Annotated in this window: 18 protein-coding genes and 2 pseudogenes; 10 read left to right on the top strand and 10 right to left on the bottom strand. The window is 69.3% G+C overall.

All coding sequences use genetic code 11. The features are described from left to right. Positions 1 to 26: 26 nt before the first annotated feature. The 4 genes and pseudogenes from ACQEXA_RS58065 to ACQEXA_RS58050 all read right to left on the bottom strand — a co-directional run. Positions 27 to 641, bottom strand: a pseudogene (locus ACQEXA_RS58065) (PAS domain-containing protein); the annotation flags it as partial. 232 nt (positions 642 to 873) lie between these two features. Next, entirely contained in the window at positions 874 to 1359 is a 486-nt protein-coding gene (locus ACQEXA_RS58060) for a MarR family winged helix-turn-helix transcriptional regulator (protein ID WP_433134891.1), read from the bottom strand. 362 nt (positions 1360 to 1721) lie between these two features. Then, complete coding sequence (locus ACQEXA_RS58055) at positions 1722 to 3161, bottom strand: dihydrolipoyl dehydrogenase family protein (protein WP_433134889.1); 1440 nt, start codon at positions 3159 to 3161, stop codon at positions 1722 to 1724. 497 nt (positions 3162 to 3658) lie between these two features. Next, positions 3659 to 4132 carry a VOC family protein gene (locus tag ACQEXA_RS58050; RefSeq protein ID WP_433134888.1) on the bottom strand — a complete coding sequence of 158 codons (474 nt, stop codon included), beginning with the start codon at positions 4130 to 4132 and terminating at the stop codon, positions 3659 to 3661. 505 nt (positions 4133 to 4637) lie between these two features. Between ACQEXA_RS58050 and ACQEXA_RS58045 the strand changes: the two genes are divergently transcribed. Beyond that, complete coding sequence (locus ACQEXA_RS58045) at positions 4638 to 5792, top strand: hypothetical protein (protein WP_433134887.1); 1155 nt, start codon at positions 4638 to 4640, stop codon at positions 5790 to 5792. Positions 5793 to 5845: 53 nt separating this feature from the next. On the opposite strand, the gene ACQEXA_RS58040 is transcribed toward ACQEXA_RS58045, so the two are convergent. Continuing rightward, the gene (locus ACQEXA_RS58040; protein WP_433134885.1) at positions 5846 to 6103 is read right to left on the bottom strand and encodes a hypothetical protein; all 258 of its coding nucleotides are present in this window, start codon (positions 6101 to 6103) and stop codon (positions 5846 to 5848) included. Positions 6104 to 7377: 1274 nt separating this feature from the next. Here ACQEXA_RS58040 and ACQEXA_RS58035 point away from each other — a divergent pair. The 8 genes from ACQEXA_RS58035 (at position 7378) to msrB (ending at position 14135) form a co-directional block, all read left to right on the top strand. Continuing rightward, positions 7378 to 7602: an epoxide hydrolase N-terminal domain-containing protein gene (locus tag ACQEXA_RS58035; protein ID WP_433134884.1), complete on the top strand. Its 225-nt coding sequence runs from the start codon at positions 7378 to 7380 to the stop codon at positions 7600 to 7602. A 111-nt stretch (positions 7603 to 7713) separates the two neighbouring features. After that, entirely contained in the window at positions 7714 to 9036 is a 1323-nt protein-coding gene (locus ACQEXA_RS58030; protein ID WP_433134883.1) for an ISAs1 family transposase, read from the top strand. Next, on the top strand, positions 9008 to 10057 hold the full coding sequence (locus ACQEXA_RS58025; RefSeq protein WP_433135504.1) for an epoxide hydrolase: 1050 nt from the start codon (positions 9008 to 9010) through the stop codon (positions 10055 to 10057). Before ACQEXA_RS58030 ends, ACQEXA_RS58025 begins: the two co-directional genes overlap by 29 nt. 126 nt (positions 10058 to 10183) lie before the next feature. Continuing rightward, positions 10184 to 11509, top strand: a complete 1326-nt coding sequence (locus ACQEXA_RS58020; RefSeq protein WP_433134882.1) for an epoxide hydrolase family protein — start codon at positions 10184 to 10186, stop codon at positions 11507 to 11509. Positions 11510 to 11764: 255 nt separating this feature from the next. After that, entirely contained in the window at positions 11765 to 12031 is a 267-nt protein-coding gene (gene tatA / locus ACQEXA_RS58015) for a Sec-independent protein translocase subunit TatA (protein WP_432940545.1), read from the top strand. A 49-nt stretch (positions 12032 to 12080) separates the two neighbouring features. Continuing rightward, a complete protein-coding gene (gene tatC / locus ACQEXA_RS58010) occupies positions 12081 to 13061 on the top strand; it encodes a twin-arginine translocase subunit TatC (RefSeq protein ID WP_433134881.1) in 981 nt (326 codons plus the stop codon). Between the two features lie 78 nt (positions 13062 to 13139). Continuing rightward, complete coding sequence (locus ACQEXA_RS58005) at positions 13140 to 13514, top strand: Sec-independent protein translocase subunit TatB (protein ID WP_433134880.1); 375 nt, start codon at positions 13140 to 13142, stop codon at positions 13512 to 13514. Between the two features lie 207 nt (positions 13515 to 13721). After that, positions 13722 to 14135: a peptide-methionine (R)-S-oxide reductase MsrB gene (gene msrB / locus ACQEXA_RS58000; RefSeq protein WP_432940536.1), complete on the top strand. Its 414-nt coding sequence runs from the start codon at positions 13722 to 13724 to the stop codon at positions 14133 to 14135. 314 nt (positions 14136 to 14449) lie between these two features. Here the strand turns inward: msrB and ACQEXA_RS57995 are convergent, their stop codons facing one another. The 4 genes and pseudogenes from ACQEXA_RS57995 to ACQEXA_RS57980 form a co-directional block, all read right to left on the bottom strand. Continuing rightward, the gene (locus ACQEXA_RS57995) at positions 14450 to 16531 is read right to left on the bottom strand and encodes a HEAT repeat domain-containing protein (protein WP_433134879.1); all 2082 of its coding nucleotides are present in this window, start codon (positions 16529 to 16531) and stop codon (positions 14450 to 14452) included. A gap of 213 nt (positions 16532 to 16744) precedes the next feature. Further along, positions 16745 to 18019: an ISL3 family transposase gene (locus tag ACQEXA_RS57990; protein ID WP_433134878.1), complete on the bottom strand. Its 1275-nt coding sequence runs from the start codon at positions 18017 to 18019 to the stop codon at positions 16745 to 16747. Positions 18020 to 18141: 122 nt separating this feature from the next. Further along, positions 18142 to 18381, bottom strand: coding sequence for a hypothetical protein (locus ACQEXA_RS57985; protein ID WP_433134877.1), 240 nt, complete (start codon positions 18379 to 18381; stop codon positions 18142 to 18144). 147 nt (positions 18382 to 18528) lie between these two features. Next, positions 18529 to 19224, bottom strand: a pseudogene (locus ACQEXA_RS57980) (integrase core domain-containing protein); the annotation flags it as partial. Positions 19225 to 19402: 178 nt separating this feature from the next. Here ACQEXA_RS57980 and ACQEXA_RS57975 point away from each other — a divergent pair. Next, positions 19403 to 20623: an RNA-guided endonuclease InsQ/TnpB family protein gene (locus ACQEXA_RS57975; RefSeq protein ID WP_433134876.1), complete on the top strand. Its 1221-nt coding sequence runs from the start codon at positions 19403 to 19405 to the stop codon at positions 20621 to 20623. Between the two features lie 146 nt (positions 20624 to 20769). Here the strand turns inward: ACQEXA_RS57975 and ACQEXA_RS57970 are convergent, their stop codons facing one another. Beyond that, positions 20770 to 22380, bottom strand: coding sequence for an ISL3 family transposase (locus ACQEXA_RS57970; RefSeq protein WP_433134875.1), 1611 nt, complete (start codon positions 22378 to 22380; stop codon positions 20770 to 20772). Positions 22381 to 22410: the final 30 nt, after the last annotated feature.

Below are 22410 nucleotides of genomic sequence, written 5' to 3'. Positions count from 1 at the left end.
CGGTTGCGGGCGTTCTCCCGTTCGGTGACGTCGACCGCGGACATCACCAGTCCGCGCGCATCGCCGCGGGAATCCTCCAGGCGGAAGTAGGAGACGGTGAAGGTGCGGCTTCCGGGTCGGCCCGGCACCTGGACACTTCGCAGGAGTCGATCGACCGCCGGCTGGCCGCTGTCCAGGACTCCTTGCGCCACGGCGGCCTCGTCCTGGGGGCGGTCGAGTGCGTACGCCTCGGTGAAATGTCTGCCCAGCAGGTGTTGTGCCGCGCTGTCCTGCGGCCCGTGGGCGGTGGGGCACATGCGGACCACGCGCAGCTGGTCGTCGAGCACGTACAGTTCCACCGCGGACTGGGAGAACACGGTCTTCAAGACCGCCTGGTCCTGCCCCGAGACGGCATCGCGCGTCGCGATCACCTGCCACACCACGAAGGTGCCCTGCAGGGCTGGCTTGACCAGCACCGCGGCCGTCTCAAGGAACCGTTCTTGCCGCCAGGCGTCGTCCGCGGCGACCTCGCGCAGGAGCATGGTCACGGGCTGGCCGACGGCCTCCTCGGCGGACCACCCGAACAGTTCCTCCGCCGGACGTCTCCACTCGGCCACCCGTCCGCTCTCATCAATGAGCGCAAGCACCTCATTGTCGGGCATCCGAAAGCACCTCCGCCTGGCTCCCTGCCCGCCCCATGCCGGCGGGGCTCGCCTACCCGGCAGATACACCGGTGGGCTCATCTCCCAGAAAGCCCCGGTCCGGCCCATACGGCAACTGCTGTGCGGCGCCCGCTGGGACGTCGCCGCCGCGGTGCCACACCAGCACGGGCCGTCGGTCGCGATCCGGGCCGGGAGACCGCTCACAGCGGAGCGGCAACCGGCGGCAGCCGGGTCAGTCGTGCGCGGTGACGTTGGCGGTCAGACGCTCCAGGAGGGACTTGGCGGCGCCGACCTCCCAGTCGCTGAGGCCCACGGCCTTGCCTATGGTGGCGGGGATGGCGCGAGCGCGTTCGCGCAGCTCGGCCCCCTGCGCGGTGAGAGTGATCTGCACCGAGCGCTCGTCGCTCGCCTGCCGCTCGCGCCGGATCAGCCCGTGCGTCTGCAGACGCTTGAGCAGCGGCGTCAGAGTGCCGTAGTCGAGCTGCAACAGCGTGCCCAGGGTCTTGATGGGAAGGGCGCCGTGCTCCCACAGGACCAGCATCACCAGATACTGGGGATAGGTCAGATCGAGCTCCTCCAGCAACGGACGGTAGCGGTTCGTCAGCGCTCGCTGCGCCGCATACAGGGCGAAGCACATCTGGTCCTCGAGAAGCAGGCTGTTTTCGGGCGTCTGGACCTGCTCGACGTCTGTTTCGTTGCCCTCCTTGGTGCCACTCATCACGGCTCCTCTCTCCCGCTGAACCTTCACGCGCAAGGCTACTTTCAATAAGAGCGCAATGTTTCAACGCTCAATCTTATATCGTACACAAGGAAAACGGGTGATGGGGGTTGCCGGGCGCGGGGTCTGCGACGCGCTGCGGTGGCGTCGCCTTTCCGGGTTTGAATGCGCGGTGCGGCGAGTATCGGGATCGGATGCGCCCAAGGGCACCCGGTCCGGCGGACGACCACAGCCACACGCCCGGGCCGGGGGAGACAGGGAACGCGGGCGAGAGCGCACCCTAAACCGTTCGGGAGGCGCGCGGTGCCGGGCAGCGGGTTCACGGCCCGCTGCGACGCACTGATGGGGGAAGGGTGCGGTGGTCAGCCGCGGTGGGTTTCGAGGAGCCTCAGCCAGACCTCGCCGATCGTGGGGAAGGCGGGGACGGCGTGCCAGAGCCGCTCCAGCGGGACTTCGCCGGCGATGGCGATGGTGGCGGAGTGCACGAGTTCGCCGACGCCGGGGCCGGCGAAGGTGACGCCGGCGACGGTGTTGCGGTCGAGGTCGATGATCATGCGGGCCTTGCCGCGGTAGCCCTCGGCGTACAGGTGCGCGCCCGCCACGTGTGCGAGGTCGTAGTCCACTACCTTCACCCGGCGCCCGGCCCGCTCCGCCTCCCGCGTGGTCAGGCCGACGGAGGCCACTTCAGGGTGGGTGAAGATCACCTGCGGCACCGCCACGCTGTCGGCGGTGGCGACATGCGCGCCCCACCGGGCGTCATCCACCGGCTCGCCGCCTGCCCGGGCGCCGATGACGGCGCCGGCGATCCGGGCCTGGTACTTGCCCTGATGGGTCATCAGCGCGCGGCGGTTGACGTCGCCGACTGCGTAGAGCCAGCCGTCGGCGATGGCGGTCACGCGGAAGGTGTCGTCCACGGTGAGCCAGTCGCCGGGGGTGAGGCCCACGGTCTCCAGGCCGAGGTCGGCGGTGCGCGGGGCCCGGCCGGTGGCGAACAGGATCTCGTCCGCGGCCAGTTCGCCGCCGTCGGTCAGCGTGATCCGCACCTCGCCGCCTTGGCCGCCGTCCCGGGCCAACGAGGCCACCTGCGTGCCGAAGCGGATGTCCACGCCCGCCTCCCGCAGTCCGTCCGCGACCAGTTCGCCGGCGAACGGCTCCATCCGCTCCAGCAGCGTGTTCTCGAGGACCAGCATGGTGACCTGGGAACCCAGCGCCTGCCAGGCGGTGGCCATCTCGACGGCCACCACGCCTCCGCCGACCACCGCCAGCCGGCCCGGTACCTGGTCGGCGCTGGTCGCCTCCCGGTTGGTCCAGGGACGCACAGTCTCGAGCCCGGGGATGTCGGGCAGGGCCGCACTGGTGCCCGTGGACAGGGCGACCGCGTGCCGGGCGGTCAGCTGGATGGTGTGGCCTTCGGCGGTCTGCACAGCGACCCGGCGGGTGCCGGCGAGCCGGCCATGGCCGCGAATCAGATCCACCGACACCGAGTCCAGCCAGTCGACCTGGTCCTCGTCCTTCCAGTACGAGACCATCTTGTCGCGGTGCGCGAGGACTGCGGCGACATCCAGCGGCCCGGCCACCGCCTGGCGCAACCCCGGGACCCGCCGCGCGTCCGCACGTGCCACCACCGGCCGCAGCAGCGCCTTGCTGGGATCGCACGCCCAGAACGAGCACTCACCGCCCAGGAGTTCGCGCTCCACGATCACAGTGCTCAGTCCGGCGGCGCGGGCACGTTCGGCGACATTCTCACCGACCGGCCCCGCGCCGATGACGATCACATCGTAGGTACGGGATGCCTCGTTCATTACTGCTCCGTTCTTGTGTCACGCGGCCGGCTGCGTTGGCCTGCGTGCCCGTGGCGGTGTCTGCTGGATGACGGTTCGTCGCCGAAGGGACGTGCGCTGCCGCTTTGGTGACGGTGGTTCGGCGGCACCCGAGGCCGGACTCGGGGCGGCCGGAGGAAAGGGTTGTGGCCTGCGGCCGGTGGCGGCGTAACCGCTGTTCGGCCGCTGCCGGACGGGCGGGGAGGTCTGCCGCGCCGGGGAGGGGCGTGGCGGGTCTTGGCGGATCCGTCCGGCCGTGTGGCCGGCGCGGTGGGGTGGTGGCCGGACCGCTGGGCGGTGATGTGTGCCGGCACGCCCAGCGGTCCGGCGTCAGCGCCCGGGGCCCGGGCTGCCCGGCGCGCGGTGCGGCAGCCGGCGTGTGTTTGCTGCCAAGTCCGGTTCGGGTGTGCCGGTGATGCACTCGGGCTGAAGGGGGCGGCCGTGGTCCGGGACGGTCACGGCCGCTCGCACCGGTGCTGTCAGCGGCCGGCGAGCCGCTGCTTTATTTCCTGGAGCAGCCAGCCGTTGCCGTCCGGGTCGCTGAAGGTGAGGTAGCTGCCGTAAGAGGCGCGGTCGGTGTGCAGGCCGGCCAGCCGCTTCTGACCGGGACCGTCGTGCACGGCGTCGCCAGCATCGTGGCCGTGGTGGAGCAGGCCCCCGGCGTCGTGGAAGATCTCGCTGACCTCGATGCCGCGGGCGACAAGCTCCGCGCGAGCCTGCTCGACGTCCGAGACGATGAGGTACAGGCCCTGGGTCGAGCCGGGTGCGGCGTTGGTCATGCCGTCGCCGAAGATGATCGAGCACTCGGAGCCCGGCGGAGTGAAGTGCACCACCCGGAATTCCTCGTTGGCCGTGTAGTCCACGTCCAGGCGGAATCCCAGGGCCTCGTAGAAGGCCTTGGCCCGGTCGACGTCGGAGACGGGCAGTACGAGGAGTTCAAGCTTCAGGTCCATGAGGATGCCTTTCTTTCTGGTGTCGGTGAAGTTGTGCACGGTGGGCTGCAGCCGGCCGAGATGCCGGGTGCAGCGGACGCAGGGGTGCCCGTCGTTGCAGCCCGTCGCGGCGGACAGGGCAAGGGCCCTGAGGCGGCAGCGCGCGGGCCGATGCTCGTGATCGTCCCCGGCGCGATGCACCGAAAGCGGCCTGGCCGGGGGCGGGGCAACCGCCCGCCAACGGCTTCGCTGCCGAGTCCGCCGCGAGGACGGAGCCATGACGGGGGAGCGGTGCCGGAGAGCTCGTCCCCGGCCTGTCTGCTCGAATATACCTAGCACGCAAGTAAAGTTTGCGCGCGGCATATGTGAGGAAGGAAACAACCGCAAAGGCAAGGCAGCCCTGCTGCTACGCGCCCCATGGGCCGCAAGTCGGCTCACCAGCGGGCCGTGCCGCATCGCGCCCAGCGCGGGCGGCTGTGGCGGAGGCCACCCGCCGACCCGGCATGCCTGTGGCACTCTACCTTTTGTGCGATTTTCTTTTGCGCTCTATCCGTCACTCAATGCGGCCTCGTGGGCCCGCACGTCTCGCTCGGGCGACAGCCACGCCGCCGTGCATGTCCTCAAGAGCCTGATCGCCGCGCTGCTCGCGTGGGGCGTCACCGTCCGCTGGCTGCCCGCGCAGGACCAGTACCTGGCCGTGGCCGGTGCCCTGCTCATGGTGAACACCTCCACCGTCTACCGCTCGGTGAACCAGGCCCTGCACAGCGCCTTCACTCGGATCGCCGGGACCTCGCTGGCCCTCTTGGCGCTCTGGCTGCTCGGCTCGGCCGCCGGAACACTGGCCGCCGTCCTGGCGATCACCCTGGTCACCACGGGCCGCCGGGCCTCCGACAGCCGCCTGCAAATCGCCTCCAGCGCGGTACTCACCCTCGCCGCGGCCACCGCGGCCACCACAGCCCCGGTCGACCACGCGATCCTGGCGGCGATCGGCACCGCACTGGGCGGAGCAACCGGTATCGCGGTGAACGCTCTGGTCCTGCCGCCACTCCACCTCGCTCAGTCAGACACCGCCATCCGTGATCTCGCCCGGTCGATGGGTGCGCTGCTCCGCCAGATGAGCGGCGGCCTGTGCGAACCCCGGGACCTGGACCGCACCGACGTCTGGCTGGAGCAGGCCCGCGACCTGGAGCGGCTGGTCGGCGAGGCACAGCAGCACGTCGAGGAGGGCCAGGAGTCCTTGCGCTGGAACACCCGCTGCGCCCTCGGCCGCTGCGGCTCGGCTGCGCACAGTGAGCTGTGGCACGCTCTGCACGGCGTCTCGTTCCAGATCCGCGGCATCGCCCGGACACTCGCCGACAACGCGGACGACGGGGACACCCGCCGCCTCGGCCCGGTCTTCCTGGAGCGCTACGCCGAGCTGCTGGAGCTGGCCGGCGACGCGGTGGAGGCGTTCGCCGCGCCGCACGGGCCGCAGCCGGCCGACCAGGACGACGCCCGTGAGCGGCTGCGCGGGGCGCTGGACCGCGCCCAGTCCTGGCACGACACCATGACCGACCTGGTCGGACACGGCACCCTGGCCCGCCCGCATGCCTGGCACGTCTACGGCTCGCTGATGACCGACCTCGAGCGGCTGCTGATCGACCTGGAGCGCACCGACCCCCACGCCGCACACGCCCGCTGACCGGCCCGCCCGAGCGGGTGCACCCGTAGGGCCTTCAGGCAGGAAAGCGGAAGTCACAGGGCCAGCAGGGCTTGTTCGACGACCTCGGTCAGGGCCGGATGGATGTACACCACGCCGCGGCCCACCTGATCTACCGTCAACCCCAGGGCCATGGCCTGGATCAGCGGCTGTATGAGCGTCGCTGCCTGGGGGGGCCGATGATGTGAGCGCCGAGAATCGTGCGCCCGGCTGGGTCGGCCAGGACTGGCGAAGCCGGTGGTGTCCTCCAGGGCCCACCCGTATCCGGTGTCCGCATAGTCACGGACACTCACGCGGTAGTCGACCCCCGTGCCGGCGTGCTTCCTGCTCGGTGAGCGAACGCGCCGTGGCCCGCGACGGCCCTGCGCTCGCGGGTGTTGAGGGCGACATCGGGGCGGGCGTCGAGATCCCCGTCCCGGTCCGTCGCCCAAGGGCCGGCCCGAGCAGGCCTTCCCTGTCGACACTCGTATGAGGAACGTCCTGACCAGGCATGCTCGCGCGCAGGGTGAGCGGCCCGCAAGGAACGCCGGCACGCGCTCAAGCACCACGCTCAGCACGGGCCGGGTCGGTGACACCGCCCGCACTGCCCTCGCCCCGCCACTGGAAATGAACTTCATTTAGAAAAACCCGTGACCTTTGCCACTTTCTAAGCTGGCAACATTTACTTGTACGCGAGGTAAGTTGGCGATAGGTTTTCGATGTGTCGACGGAGGGCGGTATGGCGCCTTCGGTCGCAATCGCCTGTTGAGCCGGAAGTGAGGGTATTGCTGTGATTCGGGGCTTGAATTCATCGTGCTGCCCGTCTCCGACGTTGACTGGGTGACAGGCTTCTGCGAGGTGCCGGGGTTCCGCCTGGACGTCGACCGCACGGCCGGTGGGGGGTGCCGCGCGGTGCGCTGTACGCCGCCGGGCTTTGAGTGCTCGATCGTCTTCGGTGCCGTGACGACTGCCGCCGCCCCCGCTCGACCCCGGGGCCTGCACCTCATCGTCTCCGGCATGGAACAGACGGTGTGGGCCCTGCGGACTCATGCGGTTACCTAAGCGATCGAAGTATCCCCACCAGTAACTGCAGTCGCTTGACTGATTACGGGGATGGCGGCCGTGGTTCCACTGTTGACGGTGTCGCCAGAACGGGAACGGGTGGCGCGGCGAATCCGCGCCGACCGCGGGAAGAGGCGGCGGTTCCCTTCAGGAGAGATGTCCGGGAACTCGGAATCGTCGACTCTGAAAGTAAGGAAACCGGCATGCCTTCCCCTCCCGGAACGACGGTGATCCATTCCCGTTCGAGTTTTCAAGGCGGCACTCGAGGACCTGCGTGCGCGTGTCAAGGCCGCATGCCGGCCCGTGAAGGAGACCGCCGCCGGCCACTTGCAGGGCGTCCTTTCCGGCGAGCTCTACGAGGGCCTGAGGAGTTGGGCGGAGAAGGCCTGCCCGAACCGCGGTAAAGCTCCCGCCGTCCACCCTCGCCACCTCTCGAACAGGCGAATCTACGCCTTCCGTTTACATCGGCAGAAGCGCTGCACAGCCCTTCCCGATCTCTCATTCATTGCACGACAAGGAGACCAACATGTCCGCCACACCCGCGGCGATCCGCCCGTTCACGGTCAAGATCCCCGAGGCAGAGCTCACGGAACTGCGTGCGCGCATCGTTTCTGCGCGGTTGCCGGGGATGGAGACCGTCTCCGACCTGTCGCAGGGTACGAGGCTGGAAACGGTGAAGCAGATCGCGCGGTACTGGGCGTCGAAGTACGACTGGCGCAAGGTCCACGGCCCCGGCGTAGTTGATCTTTGATGGGTTTTGGGTTGTTTGTCCGTGGGGTGAGGTGGCAAGTTGCAAGGCGAGCACGGCCTCTGATGACCTTTCAGGTTCCTACGCCAGAAGATCGTCTCAGGAGCCGCGCTCGTGTCCGCATCCTCTCTGATCAGCCCTGTCCTTGGCCAGCTCACCGACCTCGCGCTGTGGGAGGCCGAGCTCGCCGCCGACCCTGCGGCAGCGGAGTCTGCGCTGGTCAGCAGGCTGCGCCAGGTCCCTGACCGGCGAGCGGAGCGAGGGCGGCGGCATCCTCTGGTGGTGATCCTGGTGCTGGCTGCGTGCGCGACGCTGGTGGTCGGCGGCGACTCCGTGACCGCGATCTGGCAGTGGGCCACCCGCGCCCCGCAGATCAAACTGGCACGCATCGGCGCCCGGTACGACCCGCTGGCCGGCCAGTACCTCGTACCCAGCGAACGCACCTTCCGCCGCGTGCTCGCCGACCTGGACGCCGACGCCCTGGACGCGGCGACCTGTGCTTACGTCACCGAAGTCGCGGCCGGAACCGCAACGGCGCCCGAGATCCCGTGCACCCCGGGGCCCATCGAGCGCGAACAGCGCCGCGCCGCCCAGCGGGCCGTGGAACACCCGGCGCCGGCCGGGCTCCTGCCCGCCGCGGCTTTCGACGGCAAGGCCCTGACCGGCGCCCGCACCGAATCGGGGCGGGTCTTCCTGGTCGGGGCGGTCGCCCACGCCAGCGGCGCGGTCCTCGGCCAGACCCAGGTTCCGGACAAGCGCGGCGAGGGCGAGGCGGCCCGCACCCTGCTGGCCCAACTCGCCTTGCCTGGATGGGTGTTCACCCTGGATGCCCTGCACACCACAAAGAAGACCGCCCGCCTGATCACGGACCGGCTCGACGCCCACTACGTCCTGATCCTGAAGGGGAACCAGCCGCTGGCCCGCGCCGCCGCCCAGGCGCTGCTGGCCGGCACCGACGCCGAGTGGACCGAGACCACCGAGGCCGAGGACGACCGTGGGCACGGGCGCACCGAGCGCCGCACGATCCGCACCGCCCAAGCCGACGACGCCCTCTTCCCCGGCGCGGGACAGGTCTTCCGCCTGCGCCGTGACACCGGCGGCCTCGACGGCACCTGGACCGGGAAGGAGATCGTCTTCGGCGTCACCAGCATGCCCGCCCACCTCGCCGGCCCCGCTCACCTCAACCACTACGAGAGGGCCCACTGGTCCATCGAAAACAAGATCCACTGGGTGCGGGACGTCACTTTCCACGAGGACAACTCCCAGGTCCGGACCGGCACCGCCCCCGAGCCCTGGCCAGCTTCCGCAACCTGGGCATCAGCACGTTCCGCCTCGCCGGACGAGCCAACATCGCCCACGCCCGCCGCGATCTCCTCAACCACAACGACGCCTTCGCCGTCTACGGCATCTGATCAACTACTACGAAGTCGGGCGTAACGGAACAACGCCGGGGCCGTGGCGCAAGGTCGAGGCGAAGCTGAACTCCTACCCGCAGTTCCTCACCGAGATCGACGGGGTGGACATCCACTTCCTCCACGTCCGCTCCAAGCACGAGGGCGCGCTGCCGCTGATCGTCACGCACGGCTGGCCGGGTTCGATCATCGAGCAGCTGAAGATCATCGACCCGCTGGTCAACCCCACCGCGCACGGCGGCAAGGCATCGGATGCCTTCCATGTGGTGATTCCCTCGATGCCCGGCTACGGCTTCTCGGGCAAGCCGACCACCACCGGCTGGGGCCCGGACCACATCGCCCGTGCCTGGGCTGAGCTGATGAAGCGTCTGGGCTACACCAAGTACGCCGCCCAGGGCGGTGACTGGGGTGCGGTCATCGTGGACCTGATGGCCCTCCAGAAGCCCCACGGGCTGGCCGGTATCCACACCAACATGGCCGGTGTGGTTCCGCCCGCGATCGACGCTGCGCTCTTTGCCGGCAACCAGGTCGACACCACCCGCTTCTCCCTGGAGGAGAAGCGGGCGGTGGAGCAGCTGGACTTCTTCTACAAGCGCGTCGGCTACGCCAACCAGATGGGCCGGCGCCCGCAGACCCTGGTCGGACTGACGGATTCGCCGGTGGGTCTGGCGTCCTACCTGCTCGACCACGACACGGCCAGCCTGGAGCTGATCTCGCAGGCCTTCGCCGGCCACCCCGGCGGCCTGAGCCGCGACGACTTCCTGGACAACGTCACGCTGTACTGGCTGACGGACACCGCGGTCTCTGCGGCGCGCCTTTACTGGGAGAACAAGTTCCAGTTCTTCGGCAGCAAGGGCGTCACCCTGCCGGTGGCCGTCAGTGTCTTCCCCCACGAGATCTACGAGGCCCCCAAGAGCTGGACCGAGAAGGCCTACCCCAACCTCATCCACTACAACACGCTCCCCACCGGCGGCCACTTCGCCGCCTGGGAGCAGCCCAAGCTCTTCGTCAACGAACTCCGCGAAGGCCTGCGGCCACTGCGCTGACCGCCCGCCCGGTCCCCACGGTCGCCGCCTCATCCGGCAGGCGCCTGGAGATCCCACGCACCAACCGGCCGCCCCTGCATCCGTAGATCCATCGAGGCGAGCCCCTACCACACCAGGAGATCCACCATGTCTGAGCTCATTCCGCCGCACTCCCGCCGGAAGTTCCTCTCCACCTCCGCTGCCGCCTCCGCCGCGGCGGTGGCAGGGTCCTTCGGACTCATCCCCGCCCAGTCGGCCGCAGCAGCCGACCTGCGCTCCGGCCACGGCACAGTGGCGGATTCGAGGATCCGTCCCTTCCGCGTCCACTTCCCAGAGCGGGACCTGGCCGATCTGCGCCGGCGCATCGTTTCTGCGCGGTTGCCGGGGATGGAGACCGTCTCCGACCTGTCGCAGGGTACGAGGCTGGAAACGGTGAAGCAGATCGCGCGGTACTGGGCGTCGAAGTACGACTGGCGCAAGGTCGAGGCGAAGCTGAACTCCTACCCGCAGTTCCTCACCGAGATCGACGGGGTGGACATCCACTTCCTCCACGTCCGCTCCAAGCACGAGGGCGCGCTGCCGCTGATCGTCACGCACGGCTGGCCGGGTTCGATCATCGAGCAGCTGAAGATCATCGACCCGCTGGTCAACCCCACCGCGCACGGTGGCAAGGCATCGGATGCCTTCCATGTGGTGATTCCCTCGATGCCCGGCTACGGCTTCTCGGGCAAGCCGACCACCACCGGCTGGGGCCCGGACCACATCGCCCGTGCCTGGGCTGAGCTGATGAAGCGTCTGGGCTACACCAAGTACGCCGCCCAGGGCGGTGACTGGGGTGCGGTCATCGTGGACCTGATGGCCCTCCAGAAGCCCCACGGGCTGGCCGGTATCCACACCAACATGGCCGGTGTGGTTCCGCCCGCGATCGACGCTGCGCTCTTTGCCGGCAACCAGGTCGACACCACCCGCTTCTCCCTGGAGGAGAAGCGGGCGGTGGAGCAGCTGGACTTCTTCTACAAGCGCGTCGGCTACGCCAACCAGATGGGCCGGCGCCCGCAGACCCTGGTCGGACTGACGGATTCGCCGGTGGGTCTGGCGTCCTACCTGCTCGACCACGACACGGCCAGCCTGGAGCTGATCTCGCAGGCCTTCGCCGGCCACCCCGGCGGCCTGAGCCGCGACGACTTCCTGGACAACGTCACGCTGTACTGGCTGACGGACACCGCGGTCTCTGCGGCGCGCCTTTACTGGGAGAACAAGTTCCAGTTCTTCGGCAGCAAGGGCGTCACCCTGCCGGTGGCCGTCAGTGTCTTCCCCCACGAGATCTACGAGGCCCCCAAGAGCTGGACCGAGAAGGCCTACCCCAACCTCATCCACTACAACACGCTCCCCACCGGCGGCCACTTCGCCGCCTGGGAGCAGCCCAAGCTCTTCGTCAACGAACTCCGCGAAGGCCTGCGGCCACTGCGCTGACCGCCCGCCCCGCACCGCGGACAGCCCAAGAAACCGGCCACAGCCGGCGACGTGCACAGTCCGCGCCCCACAGGTGCGGCCGGGCGGCTTTCACGCCAGCCGCCCGGCCGCACCGAACCGGGTTTCTTGCCGCCGCCCCTGGCGGGCAGGCGGCCCACGACCTGCGGCCGAAGCCGAAACCGGCTTCACAACCCCCACCGACAAGCAGCTTCGATACCGATTCGGCATCCGAGCCCGTACGGGAACGAGAACCACATGTTTGAAAACCGTGCCCTGGAAATCCTGATCATCGCGGCCGTCGTGCTGCTGCTCTTCGGAGCGAAGCGACTGCCCGAGACCGCGCGCGGACTGGGTAAGTCACTGCGCATCTTCAAGTCCGAAGTCAGCGCCATGAAGACGGACACCGCCCAGGCGGACACCGCGCAGTCGACCACCGTGCCGCGCGCAAGCATCCAGGCCGTAGCGGCCGAGACCGGCGGCAACCGGGTGGACGTCGAAGCGGAAACGACGAACCGACTCTGACCGCGCACCGCCGCCGCACCCGCCGGCCACCAGAAACCGAGGGCATCCGGTGAACGACACCCAACACACAGAAGCCACCGCTTTTGAGCAACTGCAGCATGCGCCTGCGCCCATGGACGTCATGCCGTTGACGGGGCACCTACGGGAGTTGCGCAACCGTCTGGCTGTCTCGGTGCTGGCTCTGGCGGTGACCACGGTCGTCGGATGGCTGGCCCATGACTGGCTGCTCGAGCAGATAACCGGACCGGCCTGTGCTTTGCCCCATGTCCACGGGGTGGGCCGCCCGACCCGGGAATGTCCGAACGGCCTGCTGGTCAACACAGGGATCCTGTCCCCGCTGTCGCTGAGTTTCAAGGTGGCGGTGACGGCCGGGTTCGTCATGGCCGCCCCGGTGTGGAGCTACCAGCTGTGGGCCTTCGTCGCGCCGGGACTGTACAAGCAGGAGAAGAGGTACGGGCTCGGCTTCACCGCGGCGGCCGTCCCCCTGTTCTGCCTCGGCGGATACCTCGCCTACGTGGTCTTCCCCAAGGCCCTGGAAGTTCTGGCGGGCTTCAACCCGCACGCCTTCTCCTTGTCGCTGCCCGGCGACGAGTTCCTGGACTTCCTCCTGCGCATGGTTCTCGTCTTCGGCCTGTCCTTCGAACTGCCGCTGTTGCTGGTTTTGTTGAACTTCCTGGGTATCTTCAGCGCCGCAGCTCTGAGGCGACGATGGCAGGTCATCGTCTTCAGCGTCTTCGTCTTCGCCGCGGTCGCCACCCCGACCGGCGATCCGATCACCATGACCGCCCTGGCCGTGCCTATCAGCCTGCTGTTCCTGCTTGCCCTGGCTGTGGCGACCGTCCACGACCGTGCGAAGACCCGCCGCAGGGCTGCGGACCCCGACAACGGGCTCGGCCCGGACGAAGCCTCCGTACTGGACCCGGCTCCCTCCCTGGTGGGTGCCGCCGGCCCGCACTCTCCACAACCGGTCCATAACACTGACCCCGAGGTCGTCCAGCCCACGGCCGCCCACCCCGACGACACCGTATGACCGCCGCGCTCGCAGTGTCTGCGGGGAACTGCCGGAACACGCCACAAACATCTGTCCGAACGTCTGAGGAGGCATAGGGTGATATTCGATGTGAGTCCCCTCGAGGTGGTTACCCTCGCCGTCGCCGCCGTGTTCATCTTCGGCCCGGAAAAACTCCCCAAGATGATCAGTGAAACCATGCGGGTCCTCCGCAAGTTCCGAGATTTTTCTGAGAGTGCCAAGCAGGACATCCGCAAGGAACTGGGCCCCGGATTCGAGGAATTCGACTTCCAGGACCTCAACCCCAAGGCCTTCGTCCGCAAGCAACTGACCGCTCCCGGAAACGACTACGGCCAAAGCGACATCCAGGGCCTGCGCCACGACATAGCGGAAAACACCCGGGAAATCACGGCATCGGTGCAAGCCCTCCACGCACACACACCAAGCAGCACCGGCGACCGGCCCACCACCTGACCACGAACCCCCACCTCCGCAGATCACCACCGCGCAGGGCCGTGCTCCCAGGCTCAGCGACACCATGCATCGCTGTGCCGGTGATCATCTGTGGTACGCCCTACCATTTCCCGCCCTTGAACTGCTCCTGGACTCGTCATGGCGATGAGGGTTCAGCGGTAGTCGACGGGTGAACTGATTGCCTATCCAAAATTTGAGGATGATGTCATGGCGTACGAAATCGAAAAGTCAGACGCCGAGTGGCGCGCAGAGCTCACCCCCGCTGAGTACAGGGTGCTGCGTGGCGCTACGGATGAAGCGCCGTTTACGGGAGAGTACACCGATACGAAGGAGAAGGGTGTCTACTCGTGCCGGGCCTGCGGTGCTGAGCTCTTCACTTCCGAGGAGAAATTCGACTCTCGTTGTGGCTGGCCTTCGTTCTACGACCCCAAGGACCTCGACTCTGTCGAAGTGGAACGCCATCAATCTCGGTTCGGCCAGGAAGCTCCCGTGATTCGGTGCGCTCGGTGCGGCTCATATCTCGGAGAGCTGTTCGAGGGTGAGGGATTTGCCACGCCGACAGACAAGCGATACTGCATCAACAGCCTCTCTCTGCGACTGAAGCCTGCCGATTCCGAATGACCTGAACCAGCTCGTCAGTCCCGAGCGGTGCCTGCACATCGAGCCGACGCCGTCGCAGGTGTGCGGGTGCCGACGCATCATTCACGCAGCCGCGGCCCTGATCGCTGATCTACGGCCGTGCTCGGCGCTCGCGCCGGCGTCTTCATCTGCACGGGGGCACCGGGACATCATGAACTGTCGTGCTGCTGCGTCCGGCCCGGCCTGTCTCCCGACCCGGCGATGGCGGCGCAGTCAGCGGCAGGATCCATCCGGCAGCACGCTATCCGGGGCGGGCCGGGGCGGCGATCGATTACTCGTCCGCCCCGGCCTCGGGATCAGATGGCGGTCAGGATGGTGCGCAGCCGCTCGTCCTCGCGGATGATGCTGTTCGCGACGCCTGAGCCGACGATGCGCCGGTCCTGCTCGGCGAGTTCGGCGACGCGCAGGCGCTGGTGGGTGCTCAGGGCGGTGGCACCGAGGGCTTGGAGGGCCTCGCAGGCGCCGGAGATGTCCGCTCCGGTTTCGGCGGAGTGGAGGGCTGCCTCGGCGAGTTGGCCGAGGTCGACGACGTCGGGTTCGGCGATGGCGAGCAGTGCGAAGGCGGCAGCAGGGGCCTTCTCGGGGTCGGCGAGCAGTTGTTCCAGTCGGGGGATCAGGGGCCGGGCGGCCGCGCCGAGGAGGGCGGTTGCGCGGATGGCGCGGACGACGGTCCACCGGTACCAGAGCTGGTTGCCGGTGGTGCGGTCGAGGACGGAGGCCAGGATCGTGACGGCTTCCTCGGCGTCGCCGTCGATCTGCCACAGGGCGGTGGCGATCGCGATGTCGCGGTCCAGTTGCGGGGTGGTCGGCTCGGCGTCCTCGCTGACGGCTGCCCGCAGGGCGGGGAGCAGTCCGGCGGCCGTCGCGCCCAGGGTGGCGGCGGCCTGGGCAGCCTCGGCGACCTCGCGCGGGCCGGCGGCGAGCGCCTTGGCGACGGCGTCGAGCAGGACGTCGGTCTCGCCGGTGAGGTCGTGGTGGGCCCGCGCCACCATCAGCGACCCGGCGGCGGCACGCAGCACGGCGCCGGCCTGCTCGCGCTCGGCCTGCGGGCCGGGGGCTGCCACGGCGGTGATGGCGGTGGCCGCGTACTGGAAGCGGGGCAGCACGGCGTACAGCTCGGGCAAGGCGGCAGCGGCCTGCGGGCCCCACTGGCGCAGCAGGTGGACCAGGTCGGCGGTCTCGTTGTTGCCGAGCCCGTCTGCGGCCAGGCGTGCGCGGACGGCGGCGAGCAGGGCCGGGTCGAAGGGGAAGGCGGGGGCCTGGAAGTCTCCTGCGGCGTCCAGCGCGCGGGGGCGCCGGTCGAGGTCCCGGGCTAGCAGCGGGGCGGCCTGTCGGGGCGCGACCCGGACGAGCACGGCCAATGCCTGGTCAGCCGCCTCGTCGTCGGGTTGGGCGGCGAGTTCGGCGAGGGCGGGCGCGGCTTCGGCGGCGACCGGGCCGAGCTTGCCGAGCAGGGTTGACGCCGGGTACTCGGCGGCGAGTGGGGCGATGGCCGGGACGAGTCGCTGGGGAGCGCTGCGGGAGAGGTAGCAGGCGTGGTCGGCCGCGGAGAGCGCCTCCGTCCGCACCTCGGGGCGGCCGTCGCGCAGGGCGGCGTCCAGCAAGGCGAAGGCGGTCTCGCGGTCTGCCTCGGTCTCGCGGCGCAGCAGGCTGTCGACGATCGCGTGCAGCGGCTCTCGGTGGTGCATGCTGTACCGGTCGACGGTGAATTCGCGGGCGGGCAGCAGGCCGAGCGCGGCATCGTGGTGGGCGTCGGTCCACGGCTCCCCGGCGGCCAGAGCGACGAGGAGCGCGGCCAGACGCAGCGGCGCGGGCGTGTCTGCGCCGAGCAGCGCGCGGGTCTCGACGGCGGCGCCGGAGAGGTCGACCCGGCCGAGGGCGATGAGCAGTTCGGCCCGGACACCGGGATCGGGCTCGGCCGTCCACCGGCTTCGCAGGGCGACCGGGGCAGCCTCGGTATTCCGGGTGTGGCCGAGCGCCCTGGCGGTGAGCAGCCGGACGTTCACGTCTTCATGTGCCAGCAGCGGTATCAGCAGCGGGATTTGGGTAGCAACGGCGGCCCGGACGGCGCCCGGCGCGATCTCCCATTCATCATCGCTCTCGGCCAACCCGCCGAGCAGGCAGAGGACTTCGGTCGTCCCGGGCCGGGCAGCAGCGGCGATCCGGGCGAGGTACGGGACGCAGTCCACGCTGGCGGAATACACCGTGCCCTGGTGGAGGATGCACGAGTACAGCTCGGAGATCGCCTCCTCGGCATCCCCGCCGCCCTCGGCGAGGGCGCGCAGCAGGTCGGGCAGGTCCTCGGCGGGGCCGTAGGCGTGCGAGACGGAGGCCCAGGGGTGGGCGTCGAGGCCGGCGAGGGCGTCAGCGAGATCCATGGCGTGATCTTCGCAGCCGGGTCCGACAGGACGGTCAGGGGCCTGTGGCGACCTGCGCCAGCGCGCTTGCTTCGTCCCCTTCAGCAACGTGCGTCCCCGCCCGCCCCGCGCACTGGCCGGGGACGGTTGGCGACCAGTGCCCTGAGACAGCAGGTGGACCTCCGACCGATCAGGTTCTGAAAAACGGCTCTTCTGTCGCTTCCGTGGGTGGGTTCATGCGGTGTGACGGCCTGGTAGGTGGGGGCGGTGGCCGCCGAGGCTGAGCATGGCGAGCGCGATGAGAGCGTCGGGGTCCTTGAAGCCGAAGGCGATGCGGGTGATCAGTCGGATCTTGGTGTTCATGCTCTCGACCAGGCCGTTGCTCAAGCCGTGTTCGGCGGCGGCGGTGATGGCGTCCCAGTGCTTGACGATGGACCGTTGCAGCTTGACGAAGGGCTCCAGGCGGGAGCGGCGAGCCCATGACACCCAGTCCCGCAGCGTCTCGGGTGTGTCGGGGCCGGCCTTCAGCGCGAGGCGTAGTCCTTCCTTGAGTAGGTAGGCGCGGTGAAGAACGGGATGGGCCTTGGCGATGAACTCCAGTTGCGCACGTTGGTGTTCGGTCAGGCCGGTGGGGTTCTTCCACAGCGCCCAACGGGCCTTCTTCAGCGCCTTGGACCCTGCGGTGACCCGGCCCTTGCCGCCGCGCTCGGCGTTCCACACCGCCCGGCGGACTTCGTCCAGAGCGTCGGTGGCCCACTGCACCACGTGAAAGGGGTCCATCACGCGGACGGCGTTGGGGCAGCGCTCGGCCACCACGGTGGCGATCCATTCGGCGGCGTCCGCGCTGACATGCGTGATCTTCTTCGAGCGCTCCTCGCCGAGGAGGTCGAAGAAGGACCGCAGTGTCTCCTTGTCCCGGCCGGCCGCCGCCCACACCAGACGGCTGCTGTCGTGGTCGACCACCACCGTCAGGTACTTGTGGTGGCGCTTGTACGAGATCTCGTCGATGCCGATCCGGCGCAGTCCGGCGAGCAGGTCCACACGCGCTTCGACGTCCGCCCACACTCGGGCGCAGATGTTGCCCACTGTGCGCCAGCCGATCCGCATCAGCTGGGTGACCGTGGTCTTCGCGCAGTGCGTGGCCAGCCAGGCCACGGTGTCGTCGAAGGCCAGGCTGTGTCCGGCACCGTGACGGGCCCAGGGCACATGGGCGACGACCACGCCGTGCTCGGGGCAGGACACACGCGGCGCGTCGGCCTCGATGAACACGCGGACCGCGCCCAAGTCCAGGGCCCGCCAGCGACGGCGGCCCTCACCGCTGTCGAACCTGGCACACCGGCGTTTGCAGACCCCGCAGCGTTGCCGCCGCCGCTTCGCCGGGTGGGCGTGGGCCACGATCACCACATCCTCGGCGCCCGCCTCCGCGCCGTCATCCTCCTCGGCCTCGACCAAGTCGATCACCGTGTGTTCGACTCCGAGCAGCCGAGTCCATATGCTTGTAGATCGCACGCCGTATCCAGGTTCTTCCGTTTCGTACTTTCAGCAGTCGAAACGTACCTGTGGTACGGCGTGTTGCGTTCATCGCCCCTGGTCAGCGACCCACGGAAGCGACAGGAGAGCCTGAAAAACGGCTACGCACGGGCATAGCGCACGGTCGGAATATCTCCCTCCCGCCAGTAGTCTTGGCCCTGCGCCGCGGTTGCTGCACCCGTACCGAGCGCGACGACGGGATCGTGCGCTTCGAGGTGCGCGGCCGGCACTTCAAGGGCGTCCTGGACGAGGACGGCAACGCGATCCCGGAAGGCGAGATGCGCGCGGACCCGTGGATCGTGCTCGAGCCCGTCGCCCGGGCCATCGCCGTCGCCGAACAACTCGAGGAGGGCGAGCGGCTGTTCACCCGCACCCTCTTCCGCGGCGCGAAGCGCACGATCACAGAACGCACCGGCCTGTCCTCCGAAGCCGCCGCGGAGCGCATCCGCGCGTTCACCTGCGAGTGCCGATTATTACGTCCTCGCAGGTCACGCGGCGTGTGCGTACTCGTGGAGGATGCCGCCGAGTCGATCACGTCGGCGGACGTCGAGGTAATGGAGTCGGTCCGGGTCAGTGATCGGTTCGGGGGCTGGCCGAAGCGGCGCCGCACTGTGCAAGATGCGGTGCGGCCAATGTCCGTTGTAGTACGCCTCGAACTCGTTGAGCGCGTGGAGCAGGTGAGCCTGGTTCCAGATCAAGGTGCGGTCGAGGAGTTCGTGCCGGCAGGTCTGCACCCAGCGCTCCATGATCGAGTTCATGCGGGGAACGCGGATGCCGGTGGTGACGATCTCGACGCCCTCGGCCTCGAAGACGGCATCGAACGCCCGGGTGTACTTGCTGTCGCGATCCCTGATCAAGTACGCGACGGTGGCGCCGACGTCCTGGAGGCCCATCATGAGATTTCGGGCGGCCTGGGTGACCCAGGCCGCGGTGGGATGGGCCGTCGCGCCGAGGATGCGGATACGGCGGTCGGCGTGCTCGATGACGGCGAAGACGTACACGGTCGCGCCGTTCAGGGAAGTGGCGGTGAAGAAGTCGCAGGCCAGGATCGCGTGGGCCTGGCCGCGCAGGAAGGCGGCCCAGGTCAGGCGGTCGCGTTCGGGAGCGGGTTCGATCCCGTGCGCCCGCAGGATCTCCCAGACGGTTGAGGGCGCGACCTTGATGCCGAGCATGGCGAGTTCACCGGCTTTCTCCGAGGATGCCCCGGCCTTCAGGCCGGGGAGGAATCGGACTCCTGCGGAGCAGGGCAGGGACAGCCGGATCGCCGTCAGGGCGATCCGGCGTCCACCCCGCACGGCCGTGATGCCGCCCACAACGGTCAAGAACTCTCAACTGTCAGTCCTCCCAGGTAGGTTCGGATGCATGACGACAGAAGCGACCACGAAGGACACCGGGCATGCCCGGTACACCTTCCGTGTACGCCTGTCGAAGACAGCCCGGCGCGCACTCGAAGCCGAGTGGGATCGCTGCCGCTGGATCTGGAACGAATGCGTGGCCAAGTCCCGGCAGGCCCACGCGCAGAGCAGAGCGGGCGGCGAGAAGTTGACGTGTGGTCCGGCGCAGCTGGACAGGATGCTGACCGACGCCCGCGGGGTGATGCCGTGGCTGGCTGAGGGCGCGAGCGTGCCGCAGCAGCAGGTGATTGGGGAGTTCGCCAGGTCGAGGGCGAAGGCGCTGAAGGACGTCAAGGACGGGCTTGCGCAGCACCGCCGGGCGGGGATGCCCCGCTTCAAGCGCAAGCGTGACAGCCGACCGTCGCTGAACTACACGCGGCGCGGTTTCCGTCTGAAGGACGGTCGTCTGCACCTTGCGGGCCAGATCGTGCTGAGCGTGGTGTGGTCGCGGGCTCTTCCGGCCGACCCGTCGAGCGTGCGCGTGTATCAGGACACGCTCGGGCATTGGTACGCCTCCTTCGTCGCCCCGGCCCAGGTCGAGCCGCTTGTGGAGACCGGCCACGTCCTGGGCGTGGACTGGGGTGTGAAGGAGACCGCGACCACCACGGATGACGCCTACGACCTTCCGCATGCCGAACACGGCAAGCGGTCCGCTCAGCGGCTCGCGAAGTACCAGCGGATGATGGCCCGGCGCCGGCGACCGAAAGGACAGCGTGCATCCACCGGCTACCGGAAGGCGCAGGCACAGGCAGCGAAGCTGCACAGGAAGATCGCGCGGCAGCGTGAGGACACCGGCCGCAAGTGGGCCAAGGCCGTCATGCGCGATCATGACGGAGTGGCGGTGGAGGACTTCCGCCCGAAGTTCCTCGCGAAGACCACCATGGCCCGCAAGGCGGCCGACGCGGCCATCGCGGCGACGAAGCGTGCCCTGATCGAGATGGGCCGCAAGCACGCACGGGACGTCCGTCTCGTGCACCCGGCGCACACCACGATGGACTGCGCAACGTGCGGGGCGAGAACCAAGCACGCACTCCCTCTCTCGATGAGAACGTATGCCTGCACCGTGTGCGCAGCCGTCTCCCCCAGGGACAAGAACTCCGCCCGCGTGATGCTGGTCCGGGCAGGTTGGAACCCGGACGGTGCCGAGGGCGTAAGACCACCTGAGCCGCTGGCTCCGGTGGCAGCCTGAGCCGTACATCCCCGCTCAACCCTGGAGGGTGGAGAATCCCCTCCCTTCAGGGAGGGGAGCCTTCAAGAGAACACGCCGGTCACAGGCCATGGATGGGGTTTTCGGGCTCTGTCCCAATTTCCGTGATGGGGCGTTCGTTGGGTTGGTCATTGGGCCGCCAGGACGCACGTGCGTAAGAGGGGGAAACCGGCCCGGCCGTACATCCTCCGCTTGATCAGCTTGGTCTTGGTGATGGTGCCCTCGACGACGCCGGTGCTCCAGGGCAGCGTGACCCCGGCCAGGACGGCCGACCAGTCCTGCTCGATCCCGCGGACGAAGGAGCGCAGTTCCGGCTGGTCGTCGGCGAGAACTGCGGTGGTCCACGCCCGTAGCCGGGTGCGGTTGCGCTCGCCCGGCCGGGTCACCAGCGCGGCGAAGCCGCGGACGTGCCCGGTGAGAGCGTCCAGTTCCGGGCAGACCTCCAACGCCTGTTTCAACTGCTGCCGGTCGCCGGGACGCAGACGCTGGGGATCGGACATGATCCAGGCGGTGAGCCGTTTGACCTTCGGCGCCTGCGCGGCCGGTGGCGCCTGCTGCGCGGCGATCAGCGGGGCGAGGTAGCGGCGGACCAGCTGGACGGTGCCGGTATAGCCCAGGGCCCGGATCTCCTCGCACAGCCGGGTCGGAGAGTGCATCCCCTGGTCCCACCGCCGGTGCAGGTAGGGCGTGAAGTCCTCCAGTGCGGTCACCCGCCCGCCCAGGGCCTTGGCCAGGACCTCCTCCACGCTTGCGGCGCGGGCGAAGCGGCGCACGGAGCGCATGCCCAGGCCCAGTTCGCGGGCGATCTCGCCCAGCGCGTAGCCCTGGTCCAGCAGGCCGTGCACGGCGGTGAACCGCTGCCGGGTCCGCTGCACCAGCACCCGGTCCTCGAACGCCGCCGCGATCACTTGGGCGGCGGCCCTCTCGCCGGGTGTGTGCGCCTGGGCCAGCCCCTCGCGCAGCGGAGCGCGCAACCGCGACACCGCCCGCTCGACGTGCTGGCCGAGGTTGTGCCACAGGTGCCAGCGGTCCGCGACGTGGACCGCGCGCGGCGCGCCCCGGTGGCCGCCCTCGTCGTAGGCGCCGTCCCGGTCCCGGCAGATCACCGTCACCCCCGGATGCGCGGCGAGCCAGTCGGCCACGGTGTCGGCGTCCTTGACGGGCAACAGGTCGACCGGGCGGTGGGTCTGGCAGTCCACCAGGATCGTGCCGGCCCGGTGGCCGCGGCCCAGGGCGAAGTCGTCGATCCCCAGGACGGTCGGCGTCGGCGGCGCGGGATCGGGAAGCGCCGCGAGCAGCCGCAGGAGGGTCATCCGGCCCACCCTGGCGTGCAGCACCGCCGCCAGCCGCGCCCCGGCCCGTCCGGACAGCACCACCGCGATCGCCGTGAGGGTGCGCTGCAGCGCGGCGGTCCGCCGCCCGTGCCGGAACGTCAGGTCGGGCACCTGCTCGGCGAACGTGCGACGCCGGCAGGCGGCGGCGTCGCAGAACAGCCGCCGCACTGACAGGTCGATCACCACCGGCCGGTAGCCGATCGCCGCGTCCGCCAGGCGTCGCCGGTAGCGGCTGTGCACCCGGGCCGAGGCCGTCCCGCAGCCCGGACACGCCACCGGCCCGCCACGCGTCTCCGCCGTGATCGTCAGGGCGCCGTCCGCCTCCTCGACACCCAGGACCCGGACCCCACTCAGGTGCGGGAACAGCAGGGGGAAGACCTGGCTACACACCTCGCACGCTGCCACCCCGGCCCCACCTGTCAACCATCACGGAAA

Origin of the sequence: Streptomyces sp. CA-106110 (assembly GCF_050936285.1) — a bacterium.
Lineage (GTDB): Bacteria > Actinomycetota > Actinomycetes > Streptomycetales > Streptomycetaceae > Streptomyces.
The sequence above is the reverse complement of the archived record's forward strand: the minus strand, read 5'-3'. Positions and strand labels throughout refer to the sequence as shown.